The organism is Vibrio sp. 10N.261.46.E11 (assembly GCF_041472735.1).
GTDB lineage: Bacteria > Pseudomonadota > Gammaproteobacteria > Enterobacterales > Vibrionaceae > Vibrio.
In genome coordinates this window covers 55,593-81,541 of the sequence record NZ_JBFRQW010000068.1, presented here as the reverse complement: position 1 = coordinate 81,541, position 25,949 = coordinate 55,593, and the positions used below count along the sequence as shown (strand labels likewise).

General features: G+C 43.9%; 24 protein-coding genes. All 24 read left to right on the top strand.

Going from position 1 to position 25,949, the window contains the following annotated elements:
- Window positions 1-5: 5 nt before the first annotated feature.
- The 24 genes from flgL to fliQ all read left to right on the top strand — a co-directional run bounded on the left by flgL (window position 6) and on the right by fliQ (window position 25,943).
- The gene (flgL, locus tag AB4407_RS19215) at window positions 6-1,196 is read left to right on the top strand and encodes a flagellar hook-associated protein FlgL (protein ID WP_372121666.1); all 1,191 of its coding nucleotides are present in this window, start codon (window positions 6-8) and stop codon (window positions 1,194-1,196) included.
- Window positions 1,197-1,596: 400 nt separating this feature from the next.
- Window positions 1,597-2,796 (top strand): flagellin, encoded by a 1,200-nt coding sequence (locus tag AB4407_RS19210; protein WP_372121665.1) that lies wholly within the window; start codon window positions 1,597-1,599, stop codon window positions 2,794-2,796.
- Between the two features lie 667 nt (window positions 2,797-3,463).
- Window positions 3,464-4,630, top strand: coding sequence for a flagellin (locus tag AB4407_RS19205; protein ID WP_372121664.1), 1,167 nt, complete (start codon window positions 3,464-3,466; stop codon window positions 4,628-4,630).
- 476 nt (window positions 4,631-5,106) lie between these two features.
- Window positions 5,107-6,285 (top strand): flagellin, encoded by a 1,179-nt coding sequence (locus tag AB4407_RS19200; RefSeq protein WP_372121663.1) that lies wholly within the window; start codon window positions 5,107-5,109, stop codon window positions 6,283-6,285.
- 80 nt (window positions 6,286-6,365) lie between these two features.
- Entirely contained in the window at window positions 6,366-6,791 is a 426-nt protein-coding gene (gene flaG / locus AB4407_RS19195) for a flagellar protein FlaG (protein WP_372121662.1), read from the top strand.
- Between the two features lie 22 nt (window positions 6,792-6,813).
- Window positions 6,814-8,868, top strand: a complete 2,055-nt coding sequence (gene fliD, locus AB4407_RS19190) for a flagellar filament capping protein FliD (RefSeq protein ID WP_372121661.1) — start codon at window positions 6,814-6,816, stop codon at window positions 8,866-8,868.
- A gap of 3 nt (window positions 8,869-8,871) precedes the next feature.
- The gene (locus tag AB4407_RS19185; RefSeq protein WP_372121660.1) at window positions 8,872-9,177 is read left to right on the top strand and encodes a flagellar protein FliT; all 306 of its coding nucleotides are present in this window, start codon (window positions 8,872-8,874) and stop codon (window positions 9,175-9,177) included.
- A gap of 12 nt (window positions 9,178-9,189) precedes the next feature.
- Window positions 9,190-9,600, top strand: a complete 411-nt coding sequence (gene fliS / locus AB4407_RS19180) for a flagellar export chaperone FliS (protein ID WP_086048951.1) — start codon at window positions 9,190-9,192, stop codon at window positions 9,598-9,600.
- Between the two features lie 226 nt (window positions 9,601-9,826).
- Window positions 9,827-11,290: a sigma-54 dependent transcriptional regulator gene (locus tag AB4407_RS19175; protein WP_372121659.1), complete on the top strand. Its 1,464-nt coding sequence runs from the start codon at window positions 9,827-9,829 to the stop codon at window positions 11,288-11,290.
- A 186-nt stretch (window positions 11,291-11,476) separates the two neighbouring features.
- On the top strand, window positions 11,477-12,517 hold the full coding sequence (locus AB4407_RS19170; RefSeq protein ID WP_372121658.1) for a PAS domain-containing sensor histidine kinase: 1,041 nt from the start codon (window positions 11,477-11,479) through the stop codon (window positions 12,515-12,517).
- Window positions 12,518-12,550: 33 nt separating this feature from the next.
- Window positions 12,551-13,960 carry a sigma-54-dependent transcriptional regulator gene (locus AB4407_RS19165; protein WP_372121657.1) on the top strand — a complete coding sequence of 470 codons (1,410 nt, stop codon included), beginning with the start codon at window positions 12,551-12,553 and terminating at the stop codon, window positions 13,958-13,960.
- Window positions 13,961-14,092: 132 nt separating this feature from the next.
- Window positions 14,093-14,404 (top strand): flagellar hook-basal body complex protein FliE, encoded by a 312-nt coding sequence (fliE, locus tag AB4407_RS19160; protein WP_372121656.1) that lies wholly within the window; start codon window positions 14,093-14,095, stop codon window positions 14,402-14,404.
- Between the two features lie 15 nt (window positions 14,405-14,419).
- Window positions 14,420-16,162, top strand: coding sequence for a flagellar basal-body MS-ring/collar protein FliF (fliF, locus tag AB4407_RS19155; RefSeq protein ID WP_017099171.1), 1,743 nt, complete (start codon window positions 14,420-14,422; stop codon window positions 16,160-16,162).
- Window positions 16,155-17,213 carry a flagellar motor switch protein FliG gene (gene fliG, locus AB4407_RS19150; protein WP_372121655.1) on the top strand — a complete coding sequence of 353 codons (1,059 nt, stop codon included), beginning with the start codon at window positions 16,155-16,157 and terminating at the stop codon, window positions 17,211-17,213. Before fliF ends, fliG begins: the two co-directional genes overlap by 8 nt.
- Window positions 17,214-17,339: 126 nt before the next feature.
- Window positions 17,340-18,140: a flagellar assembly protein FliH gene (fliH, locus tag AB4407_RS19145; protein ID WP_372121654.1), complete on the top strand. Its 801-nt coding sequence runs from the start codon at window positions 17,340-17,342 to the stop codon at window positions 18,138-18,140.
- The gene (fliI, locus tag AB4407_RS19140; protein WP_009848550.1) at window positions 18,140-19,459 is read left to right on the top strand and encodes a flagellar protein export ATPase FliI; all 1,320 of its coding nucleotides are present in this window, start codon (window positions 18,140-18,142) and stop codon (window positions 19,457-19,459) included. Before fliH ends, fliI begins: the two co-directional genes overlap by 1 nt.
- A gap of 22 nt (window positions 19,460-19,481) precedes the next feature.
- Window positions 19,482-19,919: a flagellar export protein FliJ gene (fliJ, locus tag AB4407_RS19135; protein ID WP_372121653.1), complete on the top strand. Its 438-nt coding sequence runs from the start codon at window positions 19,482-19,484 to the stop codon at window positions 19,917-19,919.
- Window positions 19,920-20,101: 182 nt separating this feature from the next.
- Window positions 20,102-22,213, top strand: coding sequence for a flagellar hook-length control protein FliK (locus AB4407_RS19130; protein ID WP_372121652.1), 2,112 nt, complete (start codon window positions 20,102-20,104; stop codon window positions 22,211-22,213).
- Between the two features lie 113 nt (window positions 22,214-22,326).
- Complete coding sequence (gene fliL / locus AB4407_RS19125) at window positions 22,327-22,815, top strand: flagellar basal body-associated protein FliL (RefSeq protein ID WP_372121651.1); 489 nt, start codon at window positions 22,327-22,329, stop codon at window positions 22,813-22,815.
- A gap of 7 nt (window positions 22,816-22,822) precedes the next feature.
- Entirely contained in the window at window positions 22,823-23,866 is a 1,044-nt protein-coding gene (gene fliM / locus AB4407_RS19120; protein WP_009848546.1) for a flagellar motor switch protein FliM, read from the top strand.
- A 29-nt stretch (window positions 23,867-23,895) separates the two neighbouring features.
- Complete coding sequence (gene fliN / locus AB4407_RS19115; RefSeq protein ID WP_004739851.1) at window positions 23,896-24,306, top strand: flagellar motor switch protein FliN; 411 nt, start codon at window positions 23,896-23,898, stop codon at window positions 24,304-24,306.
- Window positions 24,306-24,746, top strand: a complete 441-nt coding sequence (fliO, locus tag AB4407_RS19110) for a flagellar biosynthetic protein FliO (protein ID WP_372121650.1) — start codon at window positions 24,306-24,308, stop codon at window positions 24,744-24,746. The genes fliN and fliO overlap by 1 nt, the downstream gene beginning before the upstream one ends.
- Window positions 24,733-25,662 carry a flagellar type III secretion system pore protein FliP gene (gene fliP, locus AB4407_RS19105; protein WP_009848544.1) on the top strand — a complete coding sequence of 310 codons (930 nt, stop codon included), beginning with the start codon at window positions 24,733-24,735 and terminating at the stop codon, window positions 25,660-25,662. The genes fliO and fliP overlap by 14 nt, the downstream gene beginning before the upstream one ends.
- A gap of 11 nt (window positions 25,663-25,673) precedes the next feature.
- Window positions 25,674-25,943: a flagellar biosynthesis protein FliQ gene (gene fliQ, locus AB4407_RS19100; RefSeq protein WP_372121649.1), complete on the top strand. Its 270-nt coding sequence runs from the start codon at window positions 25,674-25,676 to the stop codon at window positions 25,941-25,943.
- Window positions 25,944-25,949: the final 6 nt, after the last annotated feature.

Here is a 25,949-nt window from a genome sequence, read left to right as displayed (position 1 = left end):
TATAAATGTTGACTCGTATTTCTAGCTTTCATAATTATCAGTCAGTACAAAATGACTTTCGCCGCCAAGAAAATAAGGTACATCATAATCAAGCACAACTGGCTTCTGGTAAGAAACTACAGTCGGCGAGTGATGATCCTTTGGCGACGCATTATTTACAAAACATCGGTCAGCAATCTGAGCAACTTAAACAGTATGTTGATGCGATCACTTTAATTAGAAACCGCCTTGAACATCATGAAGTCATGGTCGCCAACTCGGAAGGGTTCGCGGATGAAGCAAAACGAACCGTGATGGAAATGATTAACGGTGCACTTTCTCCGGAAGACCGTTTAGCGAAGAAACGTGAAATTCAAGAGTTATCGAATAATCTTCTGCACTTAGCTAATACTCAAGATGAGTCGGGTAACTACACATTTTCAGGTACCAAGCCCAAGAGCCAACCATTTTTTCAAGATAAAGAAGGGAATGTCTCTTATCAAGGTGATGACTATCAAAGAAAGATGCGAGTAGCAACGAGCTTTGAAATGGCAATGAACGATCCGGGCAGTAAGTTGTTTATGGAAATAGATAACCCGTTTGGTGATTACGAGCCTCAATATGATCTTGAACCTGCCTCTGAGTTATTACTAGGGCGCGCAACCAATAAAGCTGAAGATGGTTCTACCTATAAAGTGACTTTTGTTGATATGCAAACAGGCAAGTTCGCTTACCAGCTTGAAAAAGATGGCGAAGTGGTTGCTTCGGAAGATTTTGATCCTTCGAAAGGTGTTGTCTATGAAGGTCTGAATATCCAATTCAAGGGGCAGATCACTAAGGGTGACTCGATCACTTTAGAGCCGAGAAAGACATTCTCTATTTTTGATACATTCAAAGAGACTGCTGAACAGGCTGAAAATCCAGTATCGGATGCATCGGCAACGGCAAAGCTGCACCAAATGACAGAAGAATTTCATGCCGCGTTTATTCATTTGACTAAGGCAAGAACGGATGTAGGTGCACGTTTGAGTACATTGGATATTCAAGAGCAACAACATGAAGATTTTAAGTTGTCTTTAGCGAAAGCCAAAAGCAACTTTGAAGACTTGGATTATTCGAAAGCCATCATTGAATTCAATGAAAACTCTCGAGCGTTACAAGCTTCACAACAAGCGTTTGGCAAGACCAAAGACCTGACCTTGTTTAATTATATTTAGCTGTGAAAAGTCGTTAATCTGGGGTTAATTCTCTGCCGTATGTGCTATGCCATACGTGCGAATGATTCTTCGAATGCCGTTTTTTTATTCAAAGCGGCATGTTTAAAAAATAGCGGCAAAAAACGGCAACGAGAGGTATGAATCTCTTATATTCTCGACTTAATACAATTGGAATCTATGGTTGTTCTTTATTAACCGTATGTTTTTATTGTTTTTTTTAAATTATTGCAATTAATTTAAAAAGTTGGCACATAACATGCTTTTGTATTTGTCATAAATGATTAATACAGATCTTAAACCTTATCTAGGGTTTATCGCGTAATACACGGTCAGTGCTTATCCATATGAGAGTAAAGCTGGCCGCTTCGCAGAAACTTTGCGAACTCATAAGGAGAGCAATATGGCTATTAATGTAAGCACTAACGTATCTGCTATGACAGCACAACGATACTTGAATAAATCGTCTAATGAACTAGCGACCTCTATGGAGCGTTTGTCATCAGGACACAAGATCAACAGTGCAAAAGATGATGCAGCTGGTCTACAAATATCAAACCGTTTAACAGCCCAGTCTCGTGGTCTTGATGTAGCGATGCGTAATGCAAATGATGGTATTTCGATTGCTCAAACTGCAGAAGGCGCGATGAACGAATCAACGAACATACTACAACGTATGCGTGATCTAGCGATTCAGTCATCAAACGGCACCAACTCTCCGGCAGAGCGTCAAGCATTAAACGAAGAGACTATGGCTCTTCAAGATGAGCTTAACCGTATCGCTGAGACCACGGCTTTCGGTGGACGTCGCTTATTGAATGGCTCATTTGGTGAAGCTTCATTCCAGATTGGTTCAAACTCTGGTGAAGCGATGATAATGGCGCTAACTAGTATTCGTGCGGATGATTTCCGTATGGGTGGAACAACATTCGACACTGAAAACGCTAAAGATAAAAGCTGGGAAGTACCAGTAGCAGCAAAAGATCTTAAGTTTGAATTCAAAACTAAAGCAGGTGAAGAGATTACTCTCGATATAAACGCCAAAGCTGGCGACGATATCGAAGAACTAGCCACTTACATTAATGGTCAATCTGATTTAATTAACGCATCGGTTACTGATGAAGGTCGCATACAGGTATTTGTTGCCGAGCCAGATTTAGATGGTGAGATGAGAATATCAGGTGGTTTAGCTTCTGAACTAGGCTTCAAAATTGATGCTCCTGAAGGCCAGGAAACCACAACTACGGCGGATGGCAAAGTTGTACCTGCACCTGCTGTAGGTCGAATGACATTAGTTCAAGATATCGATTTGAATACTGTAGCGGGCTCACAAAACGCAATCAGTGTCATCGACTCTGCAATGCAGTACGTTGATTCACAGCGTGCTGATTTGGGTGCGAAGCAAAACCGTCTAAGCCACAGTATTAATAACTTGGCAAACGTTCAAGAGAACGTAGATGCTTCAAACAGCCGAATCAAAGATACGGACTTTGCGAAAGAGACAACGCAAATGACCAAAGCTCAAATTCTGCAACAAGCTGGTACATCAATACTTGCTCAAGCAAAACAGTTGCCTAACTCTGCAATATCATTATTGCAATAGTTATTGGTTGAACTCGCATTCGTGTTCAGACGTGAACCGCATAGCGAGGGAAACTGGCAAGCATACTTACTATTGGGTGTTTAGCTCTCTCATCTCTCACCTGCTATCCATTTTTACGGTAAGAATGCAACGGCGCGTCGGAAATGTGTTCATTTCTCGATGATCTCCGCACAGGCTCTGACACGCCAACTAGCCCCGTTTCCTTCACAGGAAAAGGGGCTTTTTCCTTTTTATTTCTACGCTTTTTCCTTTCTATTTCTACACTTTTATTTTCTTTTAGATCGTCTAGTTTACCTTTCAAATCCGCAAAACCTCGATCTCACTCATCTGTTTCACGGTAAACAACTCCATTCTTTGATTAAGAAGCATACCAATCTGAGCTCTTTGGCGACTATTCATTTCTCTACATTGGGTAACTCAAATGGTGTTTAGTGTATTTTTTGAACACTTTAAAATGCATTCTCAATTGAAGATTGCCACTGTTATAGAAAATGTGAGATTTTAAGTGCCTGATAATATTGAATTTAATATTTAATTTGTGGTTTTTTGAAAGTTTTTCTAAAGCTTCTGAATTTCGAGCCGTTATTAAAAGTAACTTAGAGATAACTACTTGGTTTTCCGAGACGTCGGAAACCGCTATACCGGAAAATCAATTGGAGAAATCACCATGGCAGTGAATGTAAATACCAACGTTTCAGCAATGACAGCACAGCGTTACCTAAATAGTGCAAATAGCGCTCAACAAACATCAATGGAACGCCTATCTTCAGGCTCTAAAATCAACAGCGCAAAAGATGACGCTGCTGGCCTACAAATCTCGAACCGTTTGAACGTTCAGAGCCGCGGCCTTGATGTTGCTGTACGTAACGCGAACGATGGTATCTCAATCGCTCAAACGGCAGAAGGTGCGATGAATGAAACATCAAACATTCTGCAACGTATGCGTGATTTGTCTCTGCAATCAACAAATGGTTCAAATACAAAAGCTGACCGTGTAGCAATCCAAGAAGAAGTAACGGCGCTTAACGATGAATTGAATCGTATCGCTGAAACTACATCTTTTGGTGGTAACAAGCTGCTTAACGGTACTCACGGTACTAAGTCATTCCAAATTGGTGCAGACAATGGTGAGGCTGTAATGCTTCAACTGAAAGACATGCGTTCTGATAACGACCAAATGGGCGGCAACAGCTACCAATTTACCGAAGCTAAAGGTAAAGATTGGGGCGTTAAAGCTGGCGCGAATGACTTAACTATGTCACTAAAAGACAGCTTTGGTGATGATCGAGAAATCAACATCTCTGCTAAAGCGGGCGATGACATTGAAGAGCTAGCGACTTACATTAACGGTCAACAAGACTTAGTTAAAGCGTCTGTTGATGACGAAGGTAAACTTCAAATCTTCGCTGGTAACAACAAAGTTGATGGGGAAATTGCATTTTCTGGTGCTTTATCAGATGAACTAGGCATGACAGCAGGTGCGAAACCTGAAGATCCAAAAACGCTAGAGGCTAAGAAAGTTACGGTTGATAGTATCGACGTAACGTCTGTTGGTGGTGCACAAGAATCTGTAGCTGTCATCGATGCGGCACTTAAATATGTAGATAGCCACCGTTCTGAGCTTGGTGCTTTCCAAAACCGTTTCGACCACGCAATTAACAACTTAGACAACATCAACGAAAACGTTAATGCATCTAAGAGCCGTATCAAAGATACCGATTTCGCTAAAGAGACGACTCAGATGACCAAATCTCAGATCCTTTCTCAAGCTTCAAGCTCGATTCTTGCTCAAGCGAAGCAAGCTCCGAACTCGGCACTTAGCCTACTAGGTTAATCGGTTGAAAGGCCACGTTAATGAAAGATGTTAACGTTTGGCTTCCACAAATTAGCTCGTGGTGAGAGATGAGCGCTAAATAAACCCAGCTTCGGCTGGGTTTTTTATTGCCTGTTATTTGGTAAAGGTACATTGGAGTGAAGTGCCGTGTCGGCGAAAACGAGTAAAAGAGAGAGCAGGGACTTTTTTATGTCAATTATCTGATAGGTATTGATACGCATTGTGCTGAATCCGGCTTTAAAAGGTGCCGTGAGATTAATCGAGCTACTTCACGTTTTTTTTGATATTGAAAATAAAACGAAAAAAATGCATTTTTTATTAAAGCTTCTAGTTAAGGGGCCGTTAAAGGGATTGAGAGAAATGATATGTACCAATGTAAGGTGAGAGAGACACTGGTATATAAAACAAAATAACATGTGTTTTTGTGAGGTGAGAGTCACATAAGTGCATGAAAAAATGCCTAAAGGAGATCAACTATGGCGATTAATGTAAGCACAAATGTGTCTGCAATGACGGCTCAGCGCTACCTAAATAGCGCGGCTGAAGGTACTCAAAAATCAATGGAGCGTTTGTCTTCTGGCTATAAAATTAATAGCGCAAAAGATGATGCTGCAGGCCTACAAATCTCTAACCGCTTAACGTCGCAAAGCCGTGGCCTAGATATGGCTGTAAAAAACGCGAACGATGGTATCTCTATTGCACAGACAGCTGAAGGTGCAATGAATGAGTCAACCAATATTCTGCAACGAATGCGTGACCTTTCTCTTCAATCTTCAAATGGCTCAAACACGAAATCTGAACGTGTTGCAATCCAAGAAGAAGTCTCTGCTCTAAACAAAGAACTTAACCGTATCGCTGAAACGACCTCTTTTGGTGGTAACAAGCTTTTGAACGGAACTTTCGGTAGTCAATCTTTCCAAATTGGTGCAGATTCTGGTGAAGCAGTAATGCTGACGATGAATAATATGCGTACTGACACTGAAGCGATGGGCGGTAAAAGCTACAGCGTTGCAGAGGGTAAAGATACGTCTTGGCGCGTAGGTGAAGACTCTGTTCTAACGATGAAGTACACCGATCAGTTTGGTGACCTTCAAGACCTGTCGATTACTGCGAAGCAAGGTAATGACATGGAAGAACTTGCCACTTATCTAAATGGTCAAAGCCCAGACGTACAAGCATCGGTAGGCGAAGGCGGTAAATTGCAACTCTTCGCTTCAAGCCAAAAAGTTGATGGTGCTATAGAGTTTGGCGGCTCGCTTGCTGATGAGCTAGGTCTTGGCTCTGGTAAAGATGCAGAAGGTAAAGAGATCCCTGGTAGCAGTAAGGCTATCGTAACGGATGTTACTGTTAACGATATTGATGTAACTTCAGTTGCTGGTTCAAACAATGCTGTCTCTATTATTGACGGGGCCTTAAAGGCAGTCGATAGTAACCGTGCTTCTCTTGGTGCATTCCAAAACCGTTTTGACCACGCAATCAGCAACTTAGAAAATATTAACGAAAATGTTAATGCGTCTAAGAGCCGAATCAAAGATACTGATTACGCAAAAGAAACAACGGCAATGACGAAGTCTCAAATCTTACAACAAGCGAGTACTTCTATTTTAGCTCAAGCAAAACAATCACCATCAGCAGCTCTAAGCTTATTGGGCTAAACTTACTTCAGTAAGTAACGGTAAACTCTACCTTGAGTAGGGTTTACTGTTAGGCTCATAAAGGTGGGAGGGAGAGTGTTATGGAAATATTATCTAACGCATCGAACATCCAGCCTTATGGCTCACCTAATGGCATTAAATTTGCAAGCGATAAAGGTAGTAGTGCGTCGAGTACTTTACAACTGAAAGAAGCAACATCTTATGACAAGGTAGAAAAATCGAAAGAGATGGCTACCGAAGCGGCGATTCAATTAGCTCAACATAGACAAGAGTTGAATGATGCGGAGCGAGTCAAAATGGTGGAGAAGGTAAATGAATTTATATCTTCTCTCAACAAAGGTGTTGCTTTTAAGGTTGATCAAGAGACCGGGAGAGATGTGGTTACCATTTATGAGACCACAACGGGCGATATTATTCGCCAAATTCCCGATGAAGAAATGCTCGAAATTCTAAGGCGCCTAGCAGCCCAAACCTCGAATAGTGGAATATTGGAGGCTAAGGTTTAAGTCGTATTATTGAGGTGGTTTAATGAGTTTTGGCCCAATGGGGATTTCGTCTGGCATGGATATCAATTCCATGGTCAGCAAAATTGTTGATTCGGAGCGTGTGCCTAAACAGCAGCAAATCAACAATGAAAGAACGCGAATAGACACCAGCATTAGTGCCTATGGAAGACTCAGAGAGTCCCTTGATTCGATGAAGAACCTGATGACAAGCTTTCGCCAGGACAAAGCTTTTGCTGTGCGAACAGTAGAAAGTTCTGATGAGGGGCTTGTTTCTGCAACCGCGACTACCGAAGCTATCGCTGGCAAATATGCCATCGATGTGTTGCAGCTTGCCCAGAGCCATAAAGTGGCTTCTGACGTACTGTCAGAGGACATGAGATTTGGCCCTGGTAAGCTGCAGGTTTCGCTTGGTAAAGAGAGCTTCGAGACACAAGTTAGTGCTAACTCAAAACTGCGTGACGTTGTTAGAAGTATTAACAGCGCCGGAGATAATCCGGGTGTCCGAGCTTCTATCATTAATGATAAAGAAGGACCTCGATTAGTCCTCGCTTCAAATATGTCTGGTGAAGACAATCAAATAAAACTCCACGTTGACTCTGAAGACAACAACCCTCTAAAAAAATTAGAATATAAAACCCTATCAGAAAGACTGAAAGCCTTAGAAGATGCTCGCTCAGTAGCGCAAGGCGTCTTAGCTGATGCTCCTCCCAAATTGGATGCCGACGGTAACCCTATTCCAGACGGTTTCGCTGTTCCGTTGCGAGACGTTAACGGGAATACTGTATTTGATGTCAACGGTAATCCTATTTATGAAAGAAAAGCGGAACCCGTCGTTGAACCCGAAGATCCTTTCGCTGAATTTGATCGTGACAATTTAACTTATGGCCAAGCAGCGGCAATAGCTGGTCAGAAGGCGCTCGATGCGGCAGCTTTAGCAGCTTCAGGGATGCCAGAAGATACAATCCCTGGATGGAACAATACTGCTTCAGGCACATTGCTCGATTCCTTTTTTAGGCCTGAACTTGAGCTTGACGAAAAAGCCATAGAGAAAGCAGCTGATATTCCAGGGTGGTCAAATACTGCCGCTGGTACGTTGACAGATTCTTATGTTACTCCCAAAGAGGCACAGCAGAAACTCGATGCCGAGAAAGCCAGAATAGAAAGTAAATTGGTTGATGAACGTTCTGAGTTGGCGAAGAGAGTTGAAAGAGGTGAACTAACCCCCCTGCAGGCTCAGCAACTAGAGAGAGCTAAATTATCTCCAGCAGAACGAGCACACTTAGAAAAAGTCGATAAAGCACAAGCTGATCTTGCTCAGGCTCAAGAGTCTTTCGATACCTACAGTGGTATGACGGAAGTTCAAGCAGGACAAAATTCTATGGTTGTTCTAGACGGCATTGCTCAGCTCTCTAGCAATAACAATGTGATTGAAGATGCCGTTGAAGGTATTGATATTACGGTTAAAGGTAAAACCCCTAAAGATAAGCCGCCAGCAGAGATTGGCGTTGAGTACGACCGCAATCGTGTTCGAGAAGATATTGAAGCTTTTGTTAACTCTTATAATCAGTTTTACCAAGTATCTAAAGACTTAGCGGGTGTTGATCCACTGACTGGTCAAAAAGGCCCTCTCTCTGGCGACAGTACAGTACGCAGTGCAGATTCTCGATTGAAAAGTATATTCTCATCAAGAATTGAAGACGCGCCAGATAATATTAAGTCTTTGACTGAATTTGGTATCACTACCACAAGACAAGGCTCGCTAGAAATAAACTACGATATGCTGGACCGTCAACTCAACAATCACTTCGATAAGTTGGGTGAATTCTTTGGTGGCAACAATGGCTTTGCTAAAAAAGTCGAAGATGCGATTCAAGGGATCACGGGTGTAACGGGCTCTATCCGTACGAGAGAAAAGAGCTTAGTTGAACAAAACTATCGGCTGGTTGATGACCAAGTCGCGCTCGACCGCCGTATGGATAGCTTGCAGAATCGCACGCACTCTAAGTTCACTGCAATGCAGGATGCAACCAGCAAGATGCAATCTCAGTTGGGTAGCATGATGAGTGCAATGGGCTAATAGATGAGCAAACTGCTTCAAGAGCTTTGTGAGCTCGATCAATTAATTATGTCTAAGCTCGAATTTAGTGAAATTAATGCTGAAGAAATCGTGCATCTTGTCGATAACAGAGAACAGTTATTGCAAAACGTGCTTCAATTAATCGATTCATGTCCCGACGTTAAGCAAAGCTCCGAGTGGTTTGAAGCCATTTCGAGAACAAGACAATTGGTCGAACTGATGCAGTCTGAGACTGGTCTAGTAGGTAAAAACTTACATAAATACCGACATGGCGCCAAATCAGTTCAACAATACAAAAAGTTTTTATAGAAGAGGTTTACTATGCGCGGTTCTTTACAGGCATATAAAAAGGTATCAGTGGATAGCCAGCTAACAGCTGCCTCACCGCATAAAATCGTTCAGATGCTAATGGCTGGTGCTATCGAGCGCTTGATTCAAGGTAAAGCGGCAATGCAAGCGGGCAACATCCCGGTGAAAGGTGAGCGACTGAGTAAAGCTCTAGATATCATTATTAGCCTGCGTAGTTGCCTATCGATGGCCGATGGTGGCGACATTGCGAAAAATCTAGATCAACTTTATGAGTTTATGATCACGCAAATTTCTGCTGCAAATCACAAAAATGATCCGCAGCCAATTGATGATGTTATCGATATTATCCGCGAAATTAAGAGCGCTTGGGACCAAATTCCGAATGAATATCACAATTTAACGTCTGCGGATGTAGGTATTTAAAGAAACACCCCAGTTTAAACCAATCGCATATCTCTGAATTGCTTGGTTGCCTTATTTTTATAATCAAATAAAATAGAAGCCATTAGATAGCCTAATGGCTTTTTTCGTTGCTGGTTTCCTAAGTTTGTCCACGTAGATCATAATCATTGATACTTTCTCTGTTTTATCTCTTGCGTCGCTTACCATTTTCCGCATCGCACCAAAATAAAGGCAATAATTCCTACTTATGCAAGGTTTGGCAAAACTGCTTGTCGTCGATGATAACGCTCAAAATCGTCACAATTTAAGCACAATATTAGAGTTTGTAGGAGAGAGCTGCGAAGTAATCAGCTCTGAACAAGCACACAAAGTTGACTGGTCCCTACAGTGGGCCGGTTGCATCATTGGTTCAATTAAAGCCAAAGGCTTCGCATTACTGAATGAAAAGCTTGTTCATGTTAATCACATCCCTTTACTGGTGATTGGCAAAAACGATTACCCGGTTGATGAACTTACTAACTTTGTTGGCGAACTCGAACTTCCTCTTAACTACCCGCAATTAAGTGATGCATTAAGACACTGTAAAGACTTCTTAGGCCGTAAAGGCGTTCAAATTGTCCCTTCAGCGCGTAAGAACACGCTGTTTCGTAGTCTAGTTGGGCAGAGTGTTGGTATCCAAGAAGTTCGTCACTTGATTGAACAAGTCTCTTCTACTGAAGCAAACGTACTGATTCTTGGTGAGTCAGGAACGGGCAAGGAAGTTGTAGCACGTAATGTTCACTATCATTCTAAACGTCGTTCTGGGCCTTTCGTACCCGTAAATTGTGGCGCTATCCCGCCAGACTTGCTCGAAAGTGAATTGTTTGGTCATGAGAAGGGCGCGTTTACTGGTGCAATTACCGCACGTAAGGGTCGCTTTGAATTAGCTGAAGGTGGCACACTGTTTCTTGATGAAATTGGTGATATGCCAATGGCGATGCAAGTTAAATTGCTCCGTGTTTTACAAGAGCGCTGTTTTGAGCGTGTAGGTGGCAATAGCACTATTCAAGCTGATGTTCGAGTGATTGCTGCAACACACCGCAATCTTGAAAGCATGATCGAAGACGATTTATTCCGCGAAGATCTTTACTACCGCTTGAATGTATTCCCAATTGAAATGCCATCGCTTCAAGACAGAAAAGAAGATGTTCCTCTATTGCTGCAGGAGCTGATGACCAGAATGGAAGCTGAAGGTGGCATGCCAATCTGTTTTACTCCTCGTGCAATCAACTCTTTAATGGAGCACTGCTGGCCGGGCAACGTTCGCGAATTAGCTAATTTGGTTGAGCGAATGGTTATTCTGTATCCAAATAGCTTGGTTGATGTGAATCATCTACCCACTAAATATAGATACAGTGATATCCCAGAGTTTCAGCCAGAGTTTAATAATTTTGCATCAGAGGAAGAGCAAGAGCGAGATGCTCTTTCTGACTTGTTCTCGGAAGACTTCAGTTTTGAGCAGCACGATGAGCTTGCTGACAATGTGAACGCACCTCAAGATTTACCCGCTGAAGGGGTTAACTTGAAAGAACTACTCGCTGATATGGAAGTGAATATGATCAATCAAGCGTTGGAGGCTCAGGGTGGTATTGTTGCTCGCGCTGCTGACATGCTTGGAATGCGCAGAACTACTCTGGTTGAAAAAATGCGTAAATATAACTTGCAGCGTTAGTGGCTATTTTGGACGAAAAAAAACTAGCACACACTTTAGCATTTTAGCTTTTTGGCAACTTTAGCTAAACGAACAGATAAACTATAGTCGAGTTGTTGCTTGCTTAACTATGTGATAAATATAGCAAATAGCCTGACTTGTGTTGTACATGTCAGGCTGTTTTAGTATTTGAGGCAAATTTTTGACATGCACCTATCTAACGAACCAGAAAATCAATCACATTTAGATTCTGTTGAGCAACAGGTTGAGCGCTATAAGCAAGTGCTTGATGTGATGCCAGCAGGGGTCATCTTGTTAGATACAGATGGTGAAGTGAGAGAGGCCAATCCTGAAGCGCACCGTATTCTCGGAGTAGAATTGGTTGGTGAGAAGTGGTTTTCGGTAATACAAAATGCCTTTGAACCAAGGGACGATGATGGTCATGAGATCTCATTGAAAAATGGGCGAAAAGTACGTTTGGCCATTTCAGCCTCGACGACTGGTCAGCTTATTTTAATTACCGACCTAACGGAAACTCGTTTATTACAGTCTCGAGTGAGCGATCTTCAGCGTTTATCTTCACTTGGTAGAATGGTCGCTTCGCTTGCTCATCAGGTTCGTACGCCGCTTTCTAGTGCGATGCTGTATGCATCAAACCTTGCCGCGCCAAACTTGCCGCCGGCAACAAAAACGCGTTTCCAATCTAAGCTGATGGATAGACTGCATGATTTAGAGAAACAGGTGAATGACATGTTGTTGTTTGCCAAAGGTGGTGACAATAAGGTGGTTAAGCCATTTACCATTGCGGAATTAATCATCGAGTTTCATCCTATGGTTGAGGCAGCGTTAAAAAGCAACCAGATTGATTATTGTCAGGAAGTTGAAGATGAAGAGACTCAAATGTTTGGCAACGCCAATGCTATCGCTTCTGCTTTAAGTAACCTGGTTTTGAACGCGGTTCAAATTGCGGGTAAGAAATCGCAGATAGATGTGTTTTTTAGGCCGGTAAACGGTGAACTTAAGATATCAGTACAAGACAGTGGCCCCGGTGTACCCAAAGAACTTCAAGGTAAAATTATGGAACCTTTCTTTACCACTCGTTCTCAAGGTACAGGTCTAGGTTTAGCGGTTGTACAAATGGTATGTCGAGCACATGACGGTCGACTGGAATTGATATCAGAAGAAGACGATGGTGCATGCTTTACCATGTGTCTACCGTTGGAAAGAAGCTCTTCTTCTGAAGACTAATAAGTTTTAACTGAATTTACACTGGAGAATCCTATGGCTCAAAGCAAAGTGTTAATCGTCGAAGATGATGAAGGTCTACGCGAAGCCCTTGTCGATACACTCGCGCTTGCCGGCTATGAATGGCTGGAAGCGGATTGTGCGGAAGATGCTCTGGTAAAATTGAAATCAAACTCCGTAGATATCGTTGTCTCTGACGTACAGATGGCAGGTATGGGCGGTTTAGCATTGCTAAGAAACATCAAGCAGCATTGGCCTAATCTTCCGGTGCTATTGATGACGGCCTATGCCAACATTGAAGATGCGGTCGCAGCAATGAAAGAGGGCGCTATCGATTACATGGCAAAGCCATTTGCGCCAGAAGTGCTGTTAAACATGGTAAGCCGTTATGCTCCCGTAAAGTCGGATGACAATGGCGATGCTATCGTTGCCGATGAGAAAAGTATCAAGCTAATGATGCTGGCTGATAAAGTGGCTAAAACCGATGCCAACGTGATGGTGCTAGGGCCAAGTGGCTCTGGTAAAGAGGTCATGTCTCGCTATATTCATAACGCCTCGAGCCGTAAAGACGGGCCGTTTGTTGCGATTAACTGTGCCGCGATTCCAGATAACATGTTGGAAGCGACACTGTTTGGCTACGATAAAGGTGCGTTTACCGGTGCGATTCAAGCTTGCCCTGGTAAATTTGAACAAGCTCAAGGTGGTACTATTTTGTTGGATGAGATCAGTGAAATGGATCTTAGTCTACAAGCGAAACTATTGCGCGTATTGCAGGAGCGTGAAGTTGAACGTCTTGGCAGTCGTAAGAGCATCAAACTGGATGTCCGTGTTCTAGCAACCAGTAACCGCGACCTAAAACAGTATGTTTCTGAAGGGAATTTCCGTGAAGATTTATACTACCGACTGAATGTATTCCCAATTACTTGGCCAGCACTGTGTGAACGTAAAGGCGATATCGAGCCACTTGCGAAGCATTTGGTTGAGCGTCATTGCACCAAACTAGGAATGCCCGTTCCTGTTCTGTCTGAGCAAGCCATTAGTAAACTCGTCAATTATCCGTGGCCGGGTAATGTGCGTGAACTGGATAATGTCGTGCAGCGTGCTCTAATTTTGAGTGAGCAAGAAAATATTTCAGGAGAACACATTTTACTTGAAGGTGTTGACTGGCAAGACGCAACTGGCTTGCAGCAAATTGTTGAAGGCAGCAGTGTTGCAGCCCCAGAAATTAAGCCTATTGCTGAAGCGAATCCTATCAATAAAGTCGTGGCAGGCAGCGAAGGGCTTGGAAATGAACTTAGAGATCAAGAGTATGCGATCATTCTCGAAACATTGATTGCTTGTCATGGTCGACGTAAAGATATGGCTGAAAAGCTAGGCATTAGCCCTCGTACGTTGCGTTATAAATTAGCGAAAATGCGTGATGCTGGAATAGATATTCCAAATTGAACATAAATTAGTAGTGTCAGCTTTCTGACTAGTGTATTACGATAGCTAGTCAAATTGATGCATGGCACGTTAATTGCTCTGTCAATAATACAGCTAAATAGATAGTCATAATTTTGACTCCTGAGGTAGTAAATGAGAATAGATGGTTTACAAGGCGAAATGCAGGCAATGATGCTTGAAGCTGCCAGCACGCGTCCTGCTGCAACGGGCCAAGCGGTTGGTGCAGATTTTGGCAACATGCTGACTAATGCCATCAATAATGTGAACTCATTACAAAAGACCTCTGGTAATCTTCAAACTCGTTTTGACAGTGGCGATCAAAGCGTGTCTTTATCTGACGTGATGATTGCTCGTAATAAATCTAGTGTGGCTTTTGAAGCGACGATCCAAATTAGAAATAAATTGGTCGAGTCGTACAAAGAGCTGATGAACATGCCGGTATAAGTTGGGTAGTAAATAGTGGCAGATAACAGTCAAACAACAGATTTAACCGTAAGCGATAGCAACGACCATGCACTTATTGCAAGTTCTGATCTAGATGGAGAAGGGCAAAATACCGATTTAGGTGAGCGCAGTTCATCTAAGTTCGATATGGCTGTCGGTGATCTCGATTTGCTTCGTCAAGTCGTCTTAGTTCTTTCTATCTCGATCTGTGTAGCGCTTATTGTAATGCTGTTTTTCTGGGTGAAAGAGCCAGAAATGCGTCCATTAGGGGCTTACGAAACAGAAGAGTTGATCCCGGTTCTTGATTATTTGGATACGCAGAAGATTGAGTACTCTCTTGAAGGGAATACCATCTCGGTACCAGCGAGTGAATATAACTCATTAAAGCTAAATATGGTTCGAGCGGGTTTGAACCAAGAGCGAAACACCGGTGATGATATTCTCATGCAAGACATGGGTTTCGGAGTATCACAACGTTTAGAGAAAGAGCGTCTTAAACTAAGCCGTGAAAGACAGCTTGCTAAAGCTATTGAACAGATGAAGCAGGTACGTAAAGCTCAAGTTTTACTTGCCTTACCTAAGCAAAGTGTCTTTGTTCGTCACAATCAAGAAGCTTCCGCTTCTGTATTCCTAACCCTGAAAACGGGGACGAACCTCAAGCAGCAAGAAGTTGATTCTGTTGTGGACATGGTGGCCAGTGCCGTCCCGGGAATGAAAACTTCACGAATTACAGTGACCGATCAGCATGGCCGACTTTTGAGCTCTGGCTCTCAAGACCCGATGTCAGCGGCACGCCGTAAAGAGCACGAGTTAGAGCGCAATCAAGAACAAGCGTTGCGTGAAAAAATTGACTCTATTTTGATCCCGATTCTAGGGTTTGGTAATTACACGGCTCAGGTTGATATTCAGCTCGATTTTAGTGCTGTGGAACAAACAAGAAAACGTTTTGATCCGAATACACCCGCAACCCGAAGTGAATACACATTAGAAGACTATAATAACGGCAACGTTGTGGCTGGTATTCCAGGGGCTTTGAGTAACCAGCCTCCTGCTGATGCTTCGATTCCTCAGGATGTGGCTCAGATGAAAGATGGTACGATGATGGGGCAAGGTTCGGTTCACAAAGAAGCGACCCGCAACTTTGAGCTGGATACTACCATTAGTCACGAGCGAAAACAGAGCGGCACGGTTAATCGTCAGACCGTATCTGTTGCAATCAAAGATCGCCAATCATTGAACCCTGATACGGGAGAAGTGGTTCACACCCCAATTCCAGCAAGCGAAATTAACGCGATACGTCAGGTATTGATTGGAACTGTGGGTTTTGATGAAAACCGCGGTGATTTACTCAATGTTTTAAGCATGCAATTTGCACCTCAAGTAACGGATATTGTTGCTGACGTACCAATTTGGGAGCACCAACACTTTAATGATTGGGTTCGTTGGTTTGCGAGTGCGTTGGTTATTATTGTTGTTGTATTGGTGCTTGTTCGCCCTGCAATGAAGAAGTTGCTTAACCCAGCAGCTGACGACGATGATCAAATGTATGGCCCTGATGGTATGCCTATTGGTGCCGACGGCGAAACCAGCTTAATTGGTGGTGATATTGAAGGTGGTGAGTTGTTTGAATTTGGTTCAAGCATCGATCTACCAAACCTTCATAAAGATGAGGACGTACTGAAAGCAGTACGTGCACTTGTAGCGAATGAACCAGAGCTAGCAGCTCAAGTAGTTAAGAATTGGGTGGCAGATGGCTAACGAAATTGTTCCACAACAAGCAGAAGGTGGTGAGCTTGATGTCGCAAGTGTCGATATCGAGTCTATCTCAGGCGAAGAGCGCGCTGCGATCTTGTTGCTAAGTTTAAGTGAAGAAGATGCTGCGGGTATCATTCGTCATCTAGAACCTAAACAGGTTCAACGTGTTGGTAGTGCGATGGCTCGTTCAACGGATTGGTCGCAAGAAAAAGTAGGTGCCGTGCACCGTGCTTTCTTAGATGATATTCAGAAGTACACCAACATCGGCATGGGCAGCGAAGACTTCATGCGTAATGCGTTGGTGGCTGCTCTGGGTGAAGATAAAGCGAATAACCTTGTTGACCAGATCCTTCTTGGGACAGGTTCTAAAGGTTTGGATTCTCTTAAGTGGATGGACCCTCGTCAGGTGGCAAGCATCATCATCAACGAGCACCCACAGATTCAAACGATCGTATTGTCTTACTTGGAATCGGATCAGTCTGCAGAGATCTTATCTCAATTCCCTGAGCGTGTTCGTCTCGATTTGATGATGCGAATTGCTAACCTTGAAGAAGTTCAACCTTCGGCTCTTGCTGAACTGAATGAAATCATGGAGAAACAGTTTGCGGGTCAAGCGGGTGCTCAAGCTGCTAAAATTGGTGGCCTGAAAGCCGCTGCTGAGATCATGAACTACATGGACAATAATGTAGAAGGCATCTTGATGGGGCAAATTCGAGATCAAGACGAAGACATGGCTACCCAGATCCAGGATCTTATGTTTGTCTTTGAAAACCTTATCGAAGTTGATGACCAAGGTGTTCAACGACTGCTGCGTGATGTTCCACAAGACGTTCTACAGAAAGCACTTAAAGGTGCAGATGAAGGCCTACGAGAGAAGATCTTCAAGAACATGTCTACGCGAGCAGCTGATATGATGAGAGACGATATTGAGGCGATGCCTCCAGTGAAAGTCTCTGACGTAGAAGCCGCTCAGAAAGAGATCTTGGGTATTGCGAGGAAGATGGCAGACAGTGGCGAGATTATGCTGTCTGGTGGCGCCGACGAGTTCCTTTAATACAGAAACCTCAAGAGCCCCACATTGTTGGGGCTTTTCTTTATCCAACCTCAAACTACAGATTAACTACCGTGTAATTGCTTGAATCTACAACGCAGTTAGACGCACTCATAGATAGGTACTGATATGTCAGGTGATAGAAAACGCGGCTTCCTTCGCCCTGAAGAAGATAATACGGTTGCCCAACCTCAGAAATGGGGGCTGCCTGACTATACCTCTGATGTGAACAAGCAAGCTAAAGAAACGGCTTTTAACTACGATCCTGGTTGGATGCCAACGGTTGAAGAAGCCATTGAAGACGAAGAGCTGGTTCTAACTGAAGACCAAATCGAACTGATCAAGCAAGGTGCTTATCAGGAAGGGCTTCATCAAGGACAAGAGGCTGGCTTTAAACAGGGCTACGAAAAAGGCAAAGAAGAAGGGTTTGCCGCAGGTCACGAAGAGGGTAACGAAGCCGGCAAACTAGAAGGTGTTACTGCTGGTCAAGAGTACATTCAGAAGCAAGTCGCTATCTTTATGGGGCTAGCCAACCAGTTCGCTCAGCCATTAGAGCTGATGAATGCTCAGGTAGAGAAGCAACTGGTGGACATGGTGCTGACTATGGTCAAAGAAGTGGTTCATGTTGAAGTGCAAACCAACCCACAAATCATACTAGATACCGTGAAAGAATCGGTAGAGTCATTGCCAATCTCAGGTCACGCGATCACATTGAAGCTAAACCCTGAAGACGTTGCAATAATACGCTCAGCGTATGGCGAAACGGAATTGGATTCTCGTAATTGGACGTTGGTATCAGAGCCTGCACTCAATCGCGGCGACGTACAAATTGAAGCGGGTGAATCGAGTGTTAACTACCGCATGGAAGAGCGCGTCAAGAACGTCATTCAAAGCTTCTGTGGTGTAAATCGTCATCAAGGTCATGAGTAATGCTTGAGTTAGCGAACCGTCTTAGCCAATACAAAGTCGAGGGGCTAAAGTCGCGACCAATTGCTTCAGGCAAACTAGTTCGTGTTGTTGGACTTACGCTTGAAGCGACCGGCTGCAAAGCGCCAATTGGCAGCTTATGCTTAGTAGAGACCATGTCTGGTCAGATGGAAGCCGAAGTGGTTGGCTTTTCTGGCGATAACCTGTTTTTGATGCCCAGTGAACAAATTACTGGGATCTTACCTGGCGCTCGCGTGACACCGATGACATCAGAAAGTGGTATCCCTGTTGGAATGGAGTTGCTTGGTCGTGTTATCGATGGTGTCGGTAATCCGCTCGACGGTTTAGGTCCAATCTATACCGAGCAACGCGCTTCCTTTAATGCTGAGCCAATCAATCCTTTAGCTCGTAAACCTATCTCTGAGCCACTTGATGTTGGCTTAAAAGCGATTAATGGCTTACTAACGGTGGGCAAAGGGCAGCGTATCGGCCTGTTTGCGGGTTCCGGTGTGGGTAAGTCGGTCACGCTTGGGATGATGACTCGTGGCACAACCGCGCAAGTGGTCGTGGTGGGGTTGATTGGTGAACGTGGACGAGAAGTAAAAGAATTTATTGAAGAGATCCTTGGTGAAGATGGTCGTAAGCGATCTGTTGTGGTCGCCGCTCCTGCGGATTCATCGCCATTGATGCGATTGAAAGGCTGTCAAACCGCACTGGCTGTAGCCGAGTATTTCCGAGACCAAGGTCTAGATGTTCTACTATTGATGGACTCATTGACTCGTTTCGCTCAGGCGCAGCGTGAAATTGCTCTGTCTGTGGGTGAACCGCCAGCGACTAAAGGTTATCCGCCATCAGTATTCGCTAAGCTTCCTGCGCTGGTGGAGCGAGCAGGTAATGGTAACGATGAACAAGGTTCTATCACTGCTTTCTTTACCGTGTTAACCGAAGGTGATGATTTACAAGACCCTATTGCCGATGCGTCACGAGCGATTCTTGATGGTCACATTGTTTTATCTCGTGAGATGGCGGATGCAGGCCACTATCCTGCGATTGATGTTGAGAAATCCGTCAGTCGTGTCATGCCTCAAATCACCACCGAAGAACATGTCTTGATGTCGAAAGCCGTTAGACAAGTGCTGTCTATCTGCCGGAAAAATCAAGATTTGGTTTCGATTGGTGCTTACAAGCCGGGAACAGACCCTGCAATCGACAGTGCTTTTACTTTGAAACCGAGATTGGACGAGTACTTACAACAGAAAATGAAAGAAACGGTTCCCTATGACATGTGCGTCAACATGTTAAAGCATGTGTTAGGCGGTTAGGTCGTGTTGAATAAGGTCAATCATGGATAACGCGTTAGAATTTCTTCTCGATCAAGCGAAAGACCAAGAGAACCAAGCTGTATTGGCGCTGAATCAAGCGAATGCCGAGCTTCAGGGTTACTACGAACAGGTTGAACAGATCGAGAAATATCGACTTGATTACTGCCAGCAACTTGTTGACCGAGGTAAGGCCGGATTAACGGCTAGCCAATATGGTCACTTAAACCGTTTCTTAACGCAATTAGATGAAACGCTCTCTAAGCAGAGAGAAGCGGAGCATCACTTTAAAAATCAGGTCGATAACTGCCAAAACTATTGGATGGAGTTACGAAAAAAGCGTAAATCCTACGAGTGGTTGATGGAGAAAAAGCAGAAAGAAAAAGCAAAGCTGCAAGATCAAAGAGATCAAAAGCAAATGGATGAGTTCTCGACTCTGTTATATAGCCGAAAGAAGATTTGAATCTAATTCACGAATGACGCAAGTGTTGCTCTCCAGATGGCAGACTTAAAACTTATAGGCATGTTTCTTGCTCTGTTTTACATCAAATAGCGAGTTATGCTCATCAAAAGCATAAAAAGCACCCGACTTTCTTTTTGTTGTCTGATTCATGGCAGCAAAGCTAGTAGATAGAGCTTGTATATATGAATGTTAGTCTTTCCTCAAATTCAGCGACCAACAAAACGTCATCGTTGTTGGAATCCGGTTCTGCTTCTTCAAAGGTAGAAGATACTGGAGACTCTAAAGGTTTCCTTGAGTCTTTCAAAGAAGCACTAGGCTTTGAAGAAAGTGACAGTAAAGTCGCAGCAAAAGACACAGAAAGCACCGCGAAACCTGATGCTAAACAGGTCTCTACCGAAGGTGAAGCGTCAGCCGAAGCGAACAAAGGTGATTCAGCTGAATCAAAGGCGACTGACGAAGTAAGCGAAGCGCAAAGCAAGCAAGCAGCTTCAGAAGTAGAAGGCGAGAAAGCTGCTGAGGAAACATCTGCAGAGGCTGCGTCTGGATCTGAGGCTAAGCTCAAAGCCAATTCAGCAGACAATAGTACTATGTCTAATAAGGTGGATGGTAAAGAAGAACAGGCTACGACCAACGAATCTAAAGAACAGACTGATAAACCCCAAGTTCAGGCTTCATCTACGGCAAATGAATCGACCCAGGCATCGCAAGCGACGGCGGCGATGAATGAAGGGAACAAGTTATTAGGCCAGTTGGATGAGGCAAACAAAACGCTAAATCAGACACCTAACGGCAAAGCTTTGCCACAACAGGCTCAGGTTGACCAAGCTCAAGGTAATATCCCAGGAGCTACTGTTGCAGGTCTTACAACTGCGGGCGAAGCGAGTAAACAGATAAACCAAACCGATGCAGCGAATCAAGATGGTACACTAGACGTTGATTCTGAAATTGCTGTGCTTACTGGTGGAAAAGGTGTTTCCCAGCTGACCGATGATGAGATTCGCCAGTTGATGGATAAAGGTGTCACTCCAGAACAAATTGAATCCAGTATGAACCGAGAGCTGAGCCAAAAGAATGCGGTTAGCGCCGCGGCGGCCGAACAGAGCCAAGCGATCTCAGCTGCGGATATAGAACTTGCCAAGCAGGTTGATGCCCATACAAAAACACTAAAACAATTGAATGGACAAATCGAATCGGAGCAGTCTGTTGTTGATAGCTTGCTTCAAAAGCAACAAAGTGGTGCTAAGTTGACGGCCGATGAGCACGCCGCTTTGGCTAAAGCGACCTCTAACTTAGACCTGTTGAATCAACAGCTCACTAACGTTCAACAACAAGCAACGGCTTTGCTAAATCAAGCTCCGGCTGTGAACAGCGCGTCTGGTGAACCCGCTGCTATTGATTGGGATAATACGGATTCAAGCGAAACTAAAGCTTTAGCTGCGGCGGCATCAACAGCAGCTGTAGCGACGGCTGCACAACAAGTGTCAGCGCAGGCCGCTTCTCAATCAACAAACAATGCTCTTACGGATAAGGCAGCAATGCTGCACGCCAACAATGCACATGCAGCCGCTCAACAAGCTAATGTTGCTTCACCTCAGCAGCAAGCAACGTTGGATCCCGCTTTAACCGCGCAAGGGATCGCGATGAATGCAGCACCAGTTACTACAAAAGCAGGCGCTACTGATGCGCTTCTTAAAGCGGGCGCAGGTGCCGCTGCATTGTCAGGTTTGGGCAAAGCCGGTGCTAAAGAAGATTCTAAAGATTCGACCTTTGCTCAGCAGATAGCCTCGGCTGCTGGCGCACAAAGTACAGCTACGGTGGGTTCAGCACCTACGCGAGCTGAAATTCAAGCGGCTCAACAGGCACCTTTGCAGCTCACTAAAGAGTTAGCGAACGAGCAGGTGGCGGAAAAAGTTCAAATGATGATGTCTAAGAATCTCAAGAACTTGGATATCCGTCTTGACCCTCCAGAGTTGGGGCAGATGAAAATTCGCATGACCATGAATAATGACGTGGCGAACGTGCACTTTACTGTCGGTAGCCAACAAGCGAGAGAGGTTATTGAACAAACCTTACCTCGTTTGAGAGAGATGCTTGCTCAGCAAGGGATGCAGCTTGCTGAGTCTTCAGTTCAGCAACAGAATTCTGGTCAGGGACAAGACAGGTACAACAATGGTGAGCAACAATCAGGCTCTAACCGTATAAATGATGGTCAAGGTGATGAAAACCTTGATAGCAACAGCAATCTTGAATTGAATGTCACGTCAAAGCGTGATGGAATTAGTTATTATGCCTAGTATCAGGCTAAGAACGCTTAGTTGATAGAAAAAACGCTTAGTTAATAGAAAAAACACTTAGTTAATAGAAAGAACCGTTAGTTAATTGAAAGAATAGGAAGTTAGAGCTGAATATGGCAGAAGAACAAGAAACACCGAAAGGAAAGAGTAAGCTTCTTATTATCGTTATCGCGGTTGTGGTGCTGTTACTTGGAGCTGGAGGTGCCGCATTTTTCTTAATGGGTTCCGATGATAAGGCTGAGGATGCTGGGTCGTCAGCTGAGGTTCAACTCATGGGGGCAGATCCAGTGGTCTATGTTAATGTGCCTCAAGCTTTCTTATTTAACGTTACGGGCGATAAAAAAGACCGCTTAGTTCAAATAAAAGTACAGCTGATGGTGCGTGGTATGAAGAATGAAGTTCTCGCTCGATACCACTCTCCACTCGTTGAAAGCGCACTACTTGCCACATTCGCTTCTGCGACGGTCGATCAATTACGATCTCCAGCCGGAAGAGTTGAACTGCGGAACAAGGCGACTGAAGATATTAAAGCAAGCTTAACTCAAGCTGTTGGCCAGCCGGTAATCGAAAAAGTGTTATTCACTGACTTTGTAATTCAATAGGTAATATGTGACCGATTTATTAAGCCAAGACGAAATTGATGCGCTATTACATGGCGTTGATGATGTTGAAGACGTTGAAGATGTCTTAGAAACCGAAAGTGACAATACGGTCAATTTTGATTTCTCATCACAAGATCGAATCGTTCGTGGTCGAATGCCGACCCTTGAACTTATTAACGAGCGTTTCGCACGTCATATGCGTATTAGCTTATTTAATATGTTGCGTAAGACGGCTGAAGTGTCGATCAACGGCGTACAGATGATGAAATTTGGTGAGTACCAGAACACACTCTATGTACCCACAAGTTTAAACATGGTTCGCTTCCGCCCGTTAAAAGGTACTGCGCTAATCACGATGGAAGCTCGGCTAGTTTTCATTCTCGTAGAGAACTTTTTTGGTGGTGATGGTCGTTTTCACGCCAAGATTGAAGGTCGCGAATTTACACCAACAGAAAGACGAATTATTCAGTTACTACTGAAAATTGTTTTTGAAGACTACAAAGAAGCTTGGTCTCCCGTGATGGGCGTTGAGTTTGAATACTTGGACTCTGAAGTAAACCCAAGTATGGCTAACATTGTGAGTCCAACCGAAGTGATTGTTGTGAGTTCATTTCACATTGAAGTCGATGGCGGCGGCGGTGATTTCCATGTGGTTATGCCTTACTCAATGGTTGAGCCGATTCGTGAACTGCTGGATGCTGGTGTCCAATCAGATAAAATGGAAACCGACGTTCGTTGGAGTTCAGCATTGCGTGATGAAATCATGGATGTGCCAGTCAACTTCCGTGTCAATTTGCTCGAGCAAGATATCTCTTTGCGTGATTTGATGGAACTTCGTCCTGGGGATGTTATCCCGATGAATATGCCTGAGCATGCAACCATGTTTGTTGAAGAACTGCCGACCTATCGTGTGAAAATGGGTCGTTCTGGAGAGAAGCTCGCGGTACAGATTTCTGAAAAAATTGAAAGACCTCATGTGGTCAAAACCGATCTCGCCTTTCTTGGCAAAGACTTAATGTCTGAGTTGGAAAATAGCGAAGATGAAGAATAGCAAAGTAGATAAAAGTATAGGAATTGGTAATGGAACCTAGTGAAGATCAAAAGCTAGCAGACGAATGGGCTGCAGCACTTGGTGAAGACCCTTCAGCACCGTCAATCGATGTTGATGATGTTCTCGCTGCACCACTTGATGAGCTAACCGATTCATCGTCTCCAATTTCAGAAGATGAGCGTCGTAAGCTGGATACCATTATGGACATCCCAGTGACTATCTCAATGGAAGTCGGCCGCTCTCAAATTAGTATCCGTAACTTACTTCAATTGAACCAAGGTTCGGTTGTTGAGCTAGATAGAATTGCTGGTGAGTCACTTGACGTGATGGTTAACGGCACTCTGATTGCTCATGGAGAAGTGGTTGTGGTGAATGACAAATTTGGTATTCGTTTGACAGACGTTATTAGTCAAACAGAACGAATTAAGAAGTTGCGTTAATGAGCTTCTTGTCTCAGAGACTGGCGGGCTCTTCTCTCGGAATGACAGGTTTTTCTCGCAGAGTCTTGGGAGTAGGGCTACTTGCTACTCCTTCTATTGCCTTTGCGGCAACGCCTCCTTCTCTCGATTTAGCGACCACCTTTGGGTCGCTAATTTTCGTTATAGCCTTCATTTTATTTATTGCTTGGCTACTGAAGCGAATGCAAGTGCCTGCGATGTCGAATCAACAAGGTTTGGCTATTATTAGGCAAATTCCGGTAGGCACAAAAGAACGTATCGCTATTGTACAAGCGGGTGATGAACAGTTCTTGGTAGGCATTACCACACAATCGATTCAGCTGCTCTCTAAGCTCGATAAACCTCTTACTCAGGAGATGCTGGAAAAAAGTACATTTTCAAGTCAGCTTTCCCAGCTAATAAAAAAAGATGCAAACAAGTAACGGATTTTTGAATCCATTTTACTTTTGCCATGCCGGATTTTTCCGTACGGTGAAAGTGTGGTTGGTTCAGCTCATTATATTCTGCTCTCTCGTATTTAGCGTGTCAGTATTTGCACAGGTTGAAGATGGCACTGTCATTCCTGCGAATACCGCTGGATCTGAGTCGGTCACCATCAGTACGATGCAGCAAGATCAAGCCAAATCGAAGACTATGACCACTGGTAGCTTAACCGGTAATGGTGGCGGCATACCTGCCTTTACCATGACCACCAATGCCAATGGCGGTGAAGACTACTCGATTAACCTGCAAATTCTTGCGTTAATGACCATGCTTGGCTTCTTGCCGGCGATGGTTATTTTGATGACATCGTTCACTCGTATTGTGGTTGTGATGTCTATTTTGCGTCAGGCAATGGGTCTTCAACAAACACCTTCAAACCAAGTGATCATTGGCATTGCGATATTTCTGACCTTCTTCATCATGTCGCCAGTAATCAGTCAGGTAAATGAACAAGCAGTTCAGCCTTATTTGAATGAACAGATATCAGCGCGACAGGCGTTTGATGTTGCCCAAGGGCCGATTAAGTCTTTTATGCTTAAACAGACTCGAATCAAAGATCTTGAAACTTTCGTTGAGATATCCGGTGCGCAAGTAACCAACCCAGAAGATGTTTCAATGGCGGTTCTGATTCCTGCGTTTATCACGTCTGAATTGAAAACAGCTTTCCAGATAGGCTTTATGTTGTTCTTGCCGTTCCTAATTATCGACTTAGTGGTGGCATCAGTTTTGATGGCCATGGGTATGATGATGTTGTCACCAATGATTGTATCGTTGCCGTTTAAGTTGATGTTGTTCGTCCTTGTTGATGGTTGGAATTTGATACTCTCCACACTCGCCGGCAGTTTTGCCTTGTAGCTGGGGGAAGCATGAATCCTGAAATATTCGTAGATTTGTTCCAAGATGCCCTTTGGATGGTACTAATTATGGTTTGCGCCATAATTATTCCTAGCCTGCTGATTGGTTTGGTTGTGGCTGTTTTCCAAGCGGCTACCTCGATCAATGAACAAACTTTAAGTTTCCTACCGCGTTTGATCGTGACGTTATTGGCCTTGATGCTGTTTGCGCACTGGATGACTCAGATGATGATGGAGTTCTTTTTTGAACTCATCGAACGCTTGCCACAAGTTCTTTACTAAACCGAT

What these genes read in the sequence shown, in the direction of transcription:
- fliS (WP_086048951.1), top strand. Translation starts at nt 9,190, where the DNA reads ATGCGCGGTTCTTTACAGGCATATAAAAAGGTATCAGTGGATAGCCAG.
- AB4407_RS19130 (WP_372121652.1), top strand. Translation starts at nt 20,102, where the DNA reads ATGAATGTTAGTCTTTCCTCAAATTCAGCGACCAACAAAACGTCATCG.
- fliP (WP_009848544.1), top strand. Translation starts at nt 24,733, where the DNA reads ATGCAAACAAGTAACGGATTTTTGAATCCATTTTACTTTTGCCATGCC.
- fliH (WP_372121654.1), top strand. Translation starts at nt 17,340, where the DNA reads ATGTCAGGTGATAGAAAACGCGGCTTCCTTCGCCCTGAAGAAGATAAT.
- fliJ (WP_372121653.1), top strand. Translation starts at nt 19,482, where the DNA reads ATGGATAACGCGTTAGAATTTCTTCTCGATCAAGCGAAAGACCAAGAG.
- fliD (WP_372121661.1), top strand. Translation starts at nt 6,814, where the DNA reads ATGAGTTTTGGCCCAATGGGGATTTCGTCTGGCATGGATATCAATTCC.
- flaG (WP_372121662.1), top strand. Translation starts at nt 6,366, where the DNA reads ATGGAAATATTATCTAACGCATCGAACATCCAGCCTTATGGCTCACCT.
- fliN (WP_004739851.1), top strand. Translation starts at nt 23,896, where the DNA reads ATGGAACCTAGTGAAGATCAAAAGCTAGCAGACGAATGGGCTGCAGCA.
- AB4407_RS19175 (WP_372121659.1), top strand. Translation starts at nt 9,827, where the DNA reads ATGCAAGGTTTGGCAAAACTGCTTGTCGTCGATGATAACGCTCAAAAT.
- AB4407_RS19210 (WP_372121665.1), top strand. Translation starts at nt 1,597, where the DNA reads ATGGCTATTAATGTAAGCACTAACGTATCTGCTATGACAGCACAACGA.
- AB4407_RS19200 (WP_372121663.1), top strand. Translation starts at nt 5,107, where the DNA reads ATGGCGATTAATGTAAGCACAAATGTGTCTGCAATGACGGCTCAGCGC.
- fliL (WP_372121651.1), top strand. Translation starts at nt 22,327, where the DNA reads ATGGCAGAAGAACAAGAAACACCGAAAGGAAAGAGTAAGCTTCTTATT.
- fliI (WP_009848550.1), top strand. Translation starts at nt 18,140, where the DNA reads ATGCTTGAGTTAGCGAACCGTCTTAGCCAATACAAAGTCGAGGGGCTA.
- flgL (WP_372121666.1), top strand. Translation starts at nt 6, where the DNA reads ATGTTGACTCGTATTTCTAGCTTTCATAATTATCAGTCAGTACAAAAT.
- AB4407_RS19185 (WP_372121660.1), top strand. Translation starts at nt 8,872, where the DNA reads ATGAGCAAACTGCTTCAAGAGCTTTGTGAGCTCGATCAATTAATTATG.
- fliE (WP_372121656.1), top strand. Translation starts at nt 14,093, where the DNA reads ATGAGAATAGATGGTTTACAAGGCGAAATGCAGGCAATGATGCTTGAA.
- AB4407_RS19205 (WP_372121664.1), top strand. Translation starts at nt 3,464, where the DNA reads ATGGCAGTGAATGTAAATACCAACGTTTCAGCAATGACAGCACAGCGT.
- fliG (WP_372121655.1), top strand. Translation starts at nt 16,155, where the DNA reads ATGGCTAACGAAATTGTTCCACAACAAGCAGAAGGTGGTGAGCTTGAT.
- fliQ (WP_372121649.1), top strand. Translation starts at nt 25,674, where the DNA reads ATGAATCCTGAAATATTCGTAGATTTGTTCCAAGATGCCCTTTGGATG.
- AB4407_RS19165 (WP_372121657.1), top strand. Translation starts at nt 12,551, where the DNA reads ATGGCTCAAAGCAAAGTGTTAATCGTCGAAGATGATGAAGGTCTACGC.
- fliO (WP_372121650.1), top strand. Translation starts at nt 24,306, where the DNA reads ATGAGCTTCTTGTCTCAGAGACTGGCGGGCTCTTCTCTCGGAATGACA.
- AB4407_RS19170 (WP_372121658.1), top strand. Translation starts at nt 11,477, where the DNA reads ATGCACCTATCTAACGAACCAGAAAATCAATCACATTTAGATTCTGTT.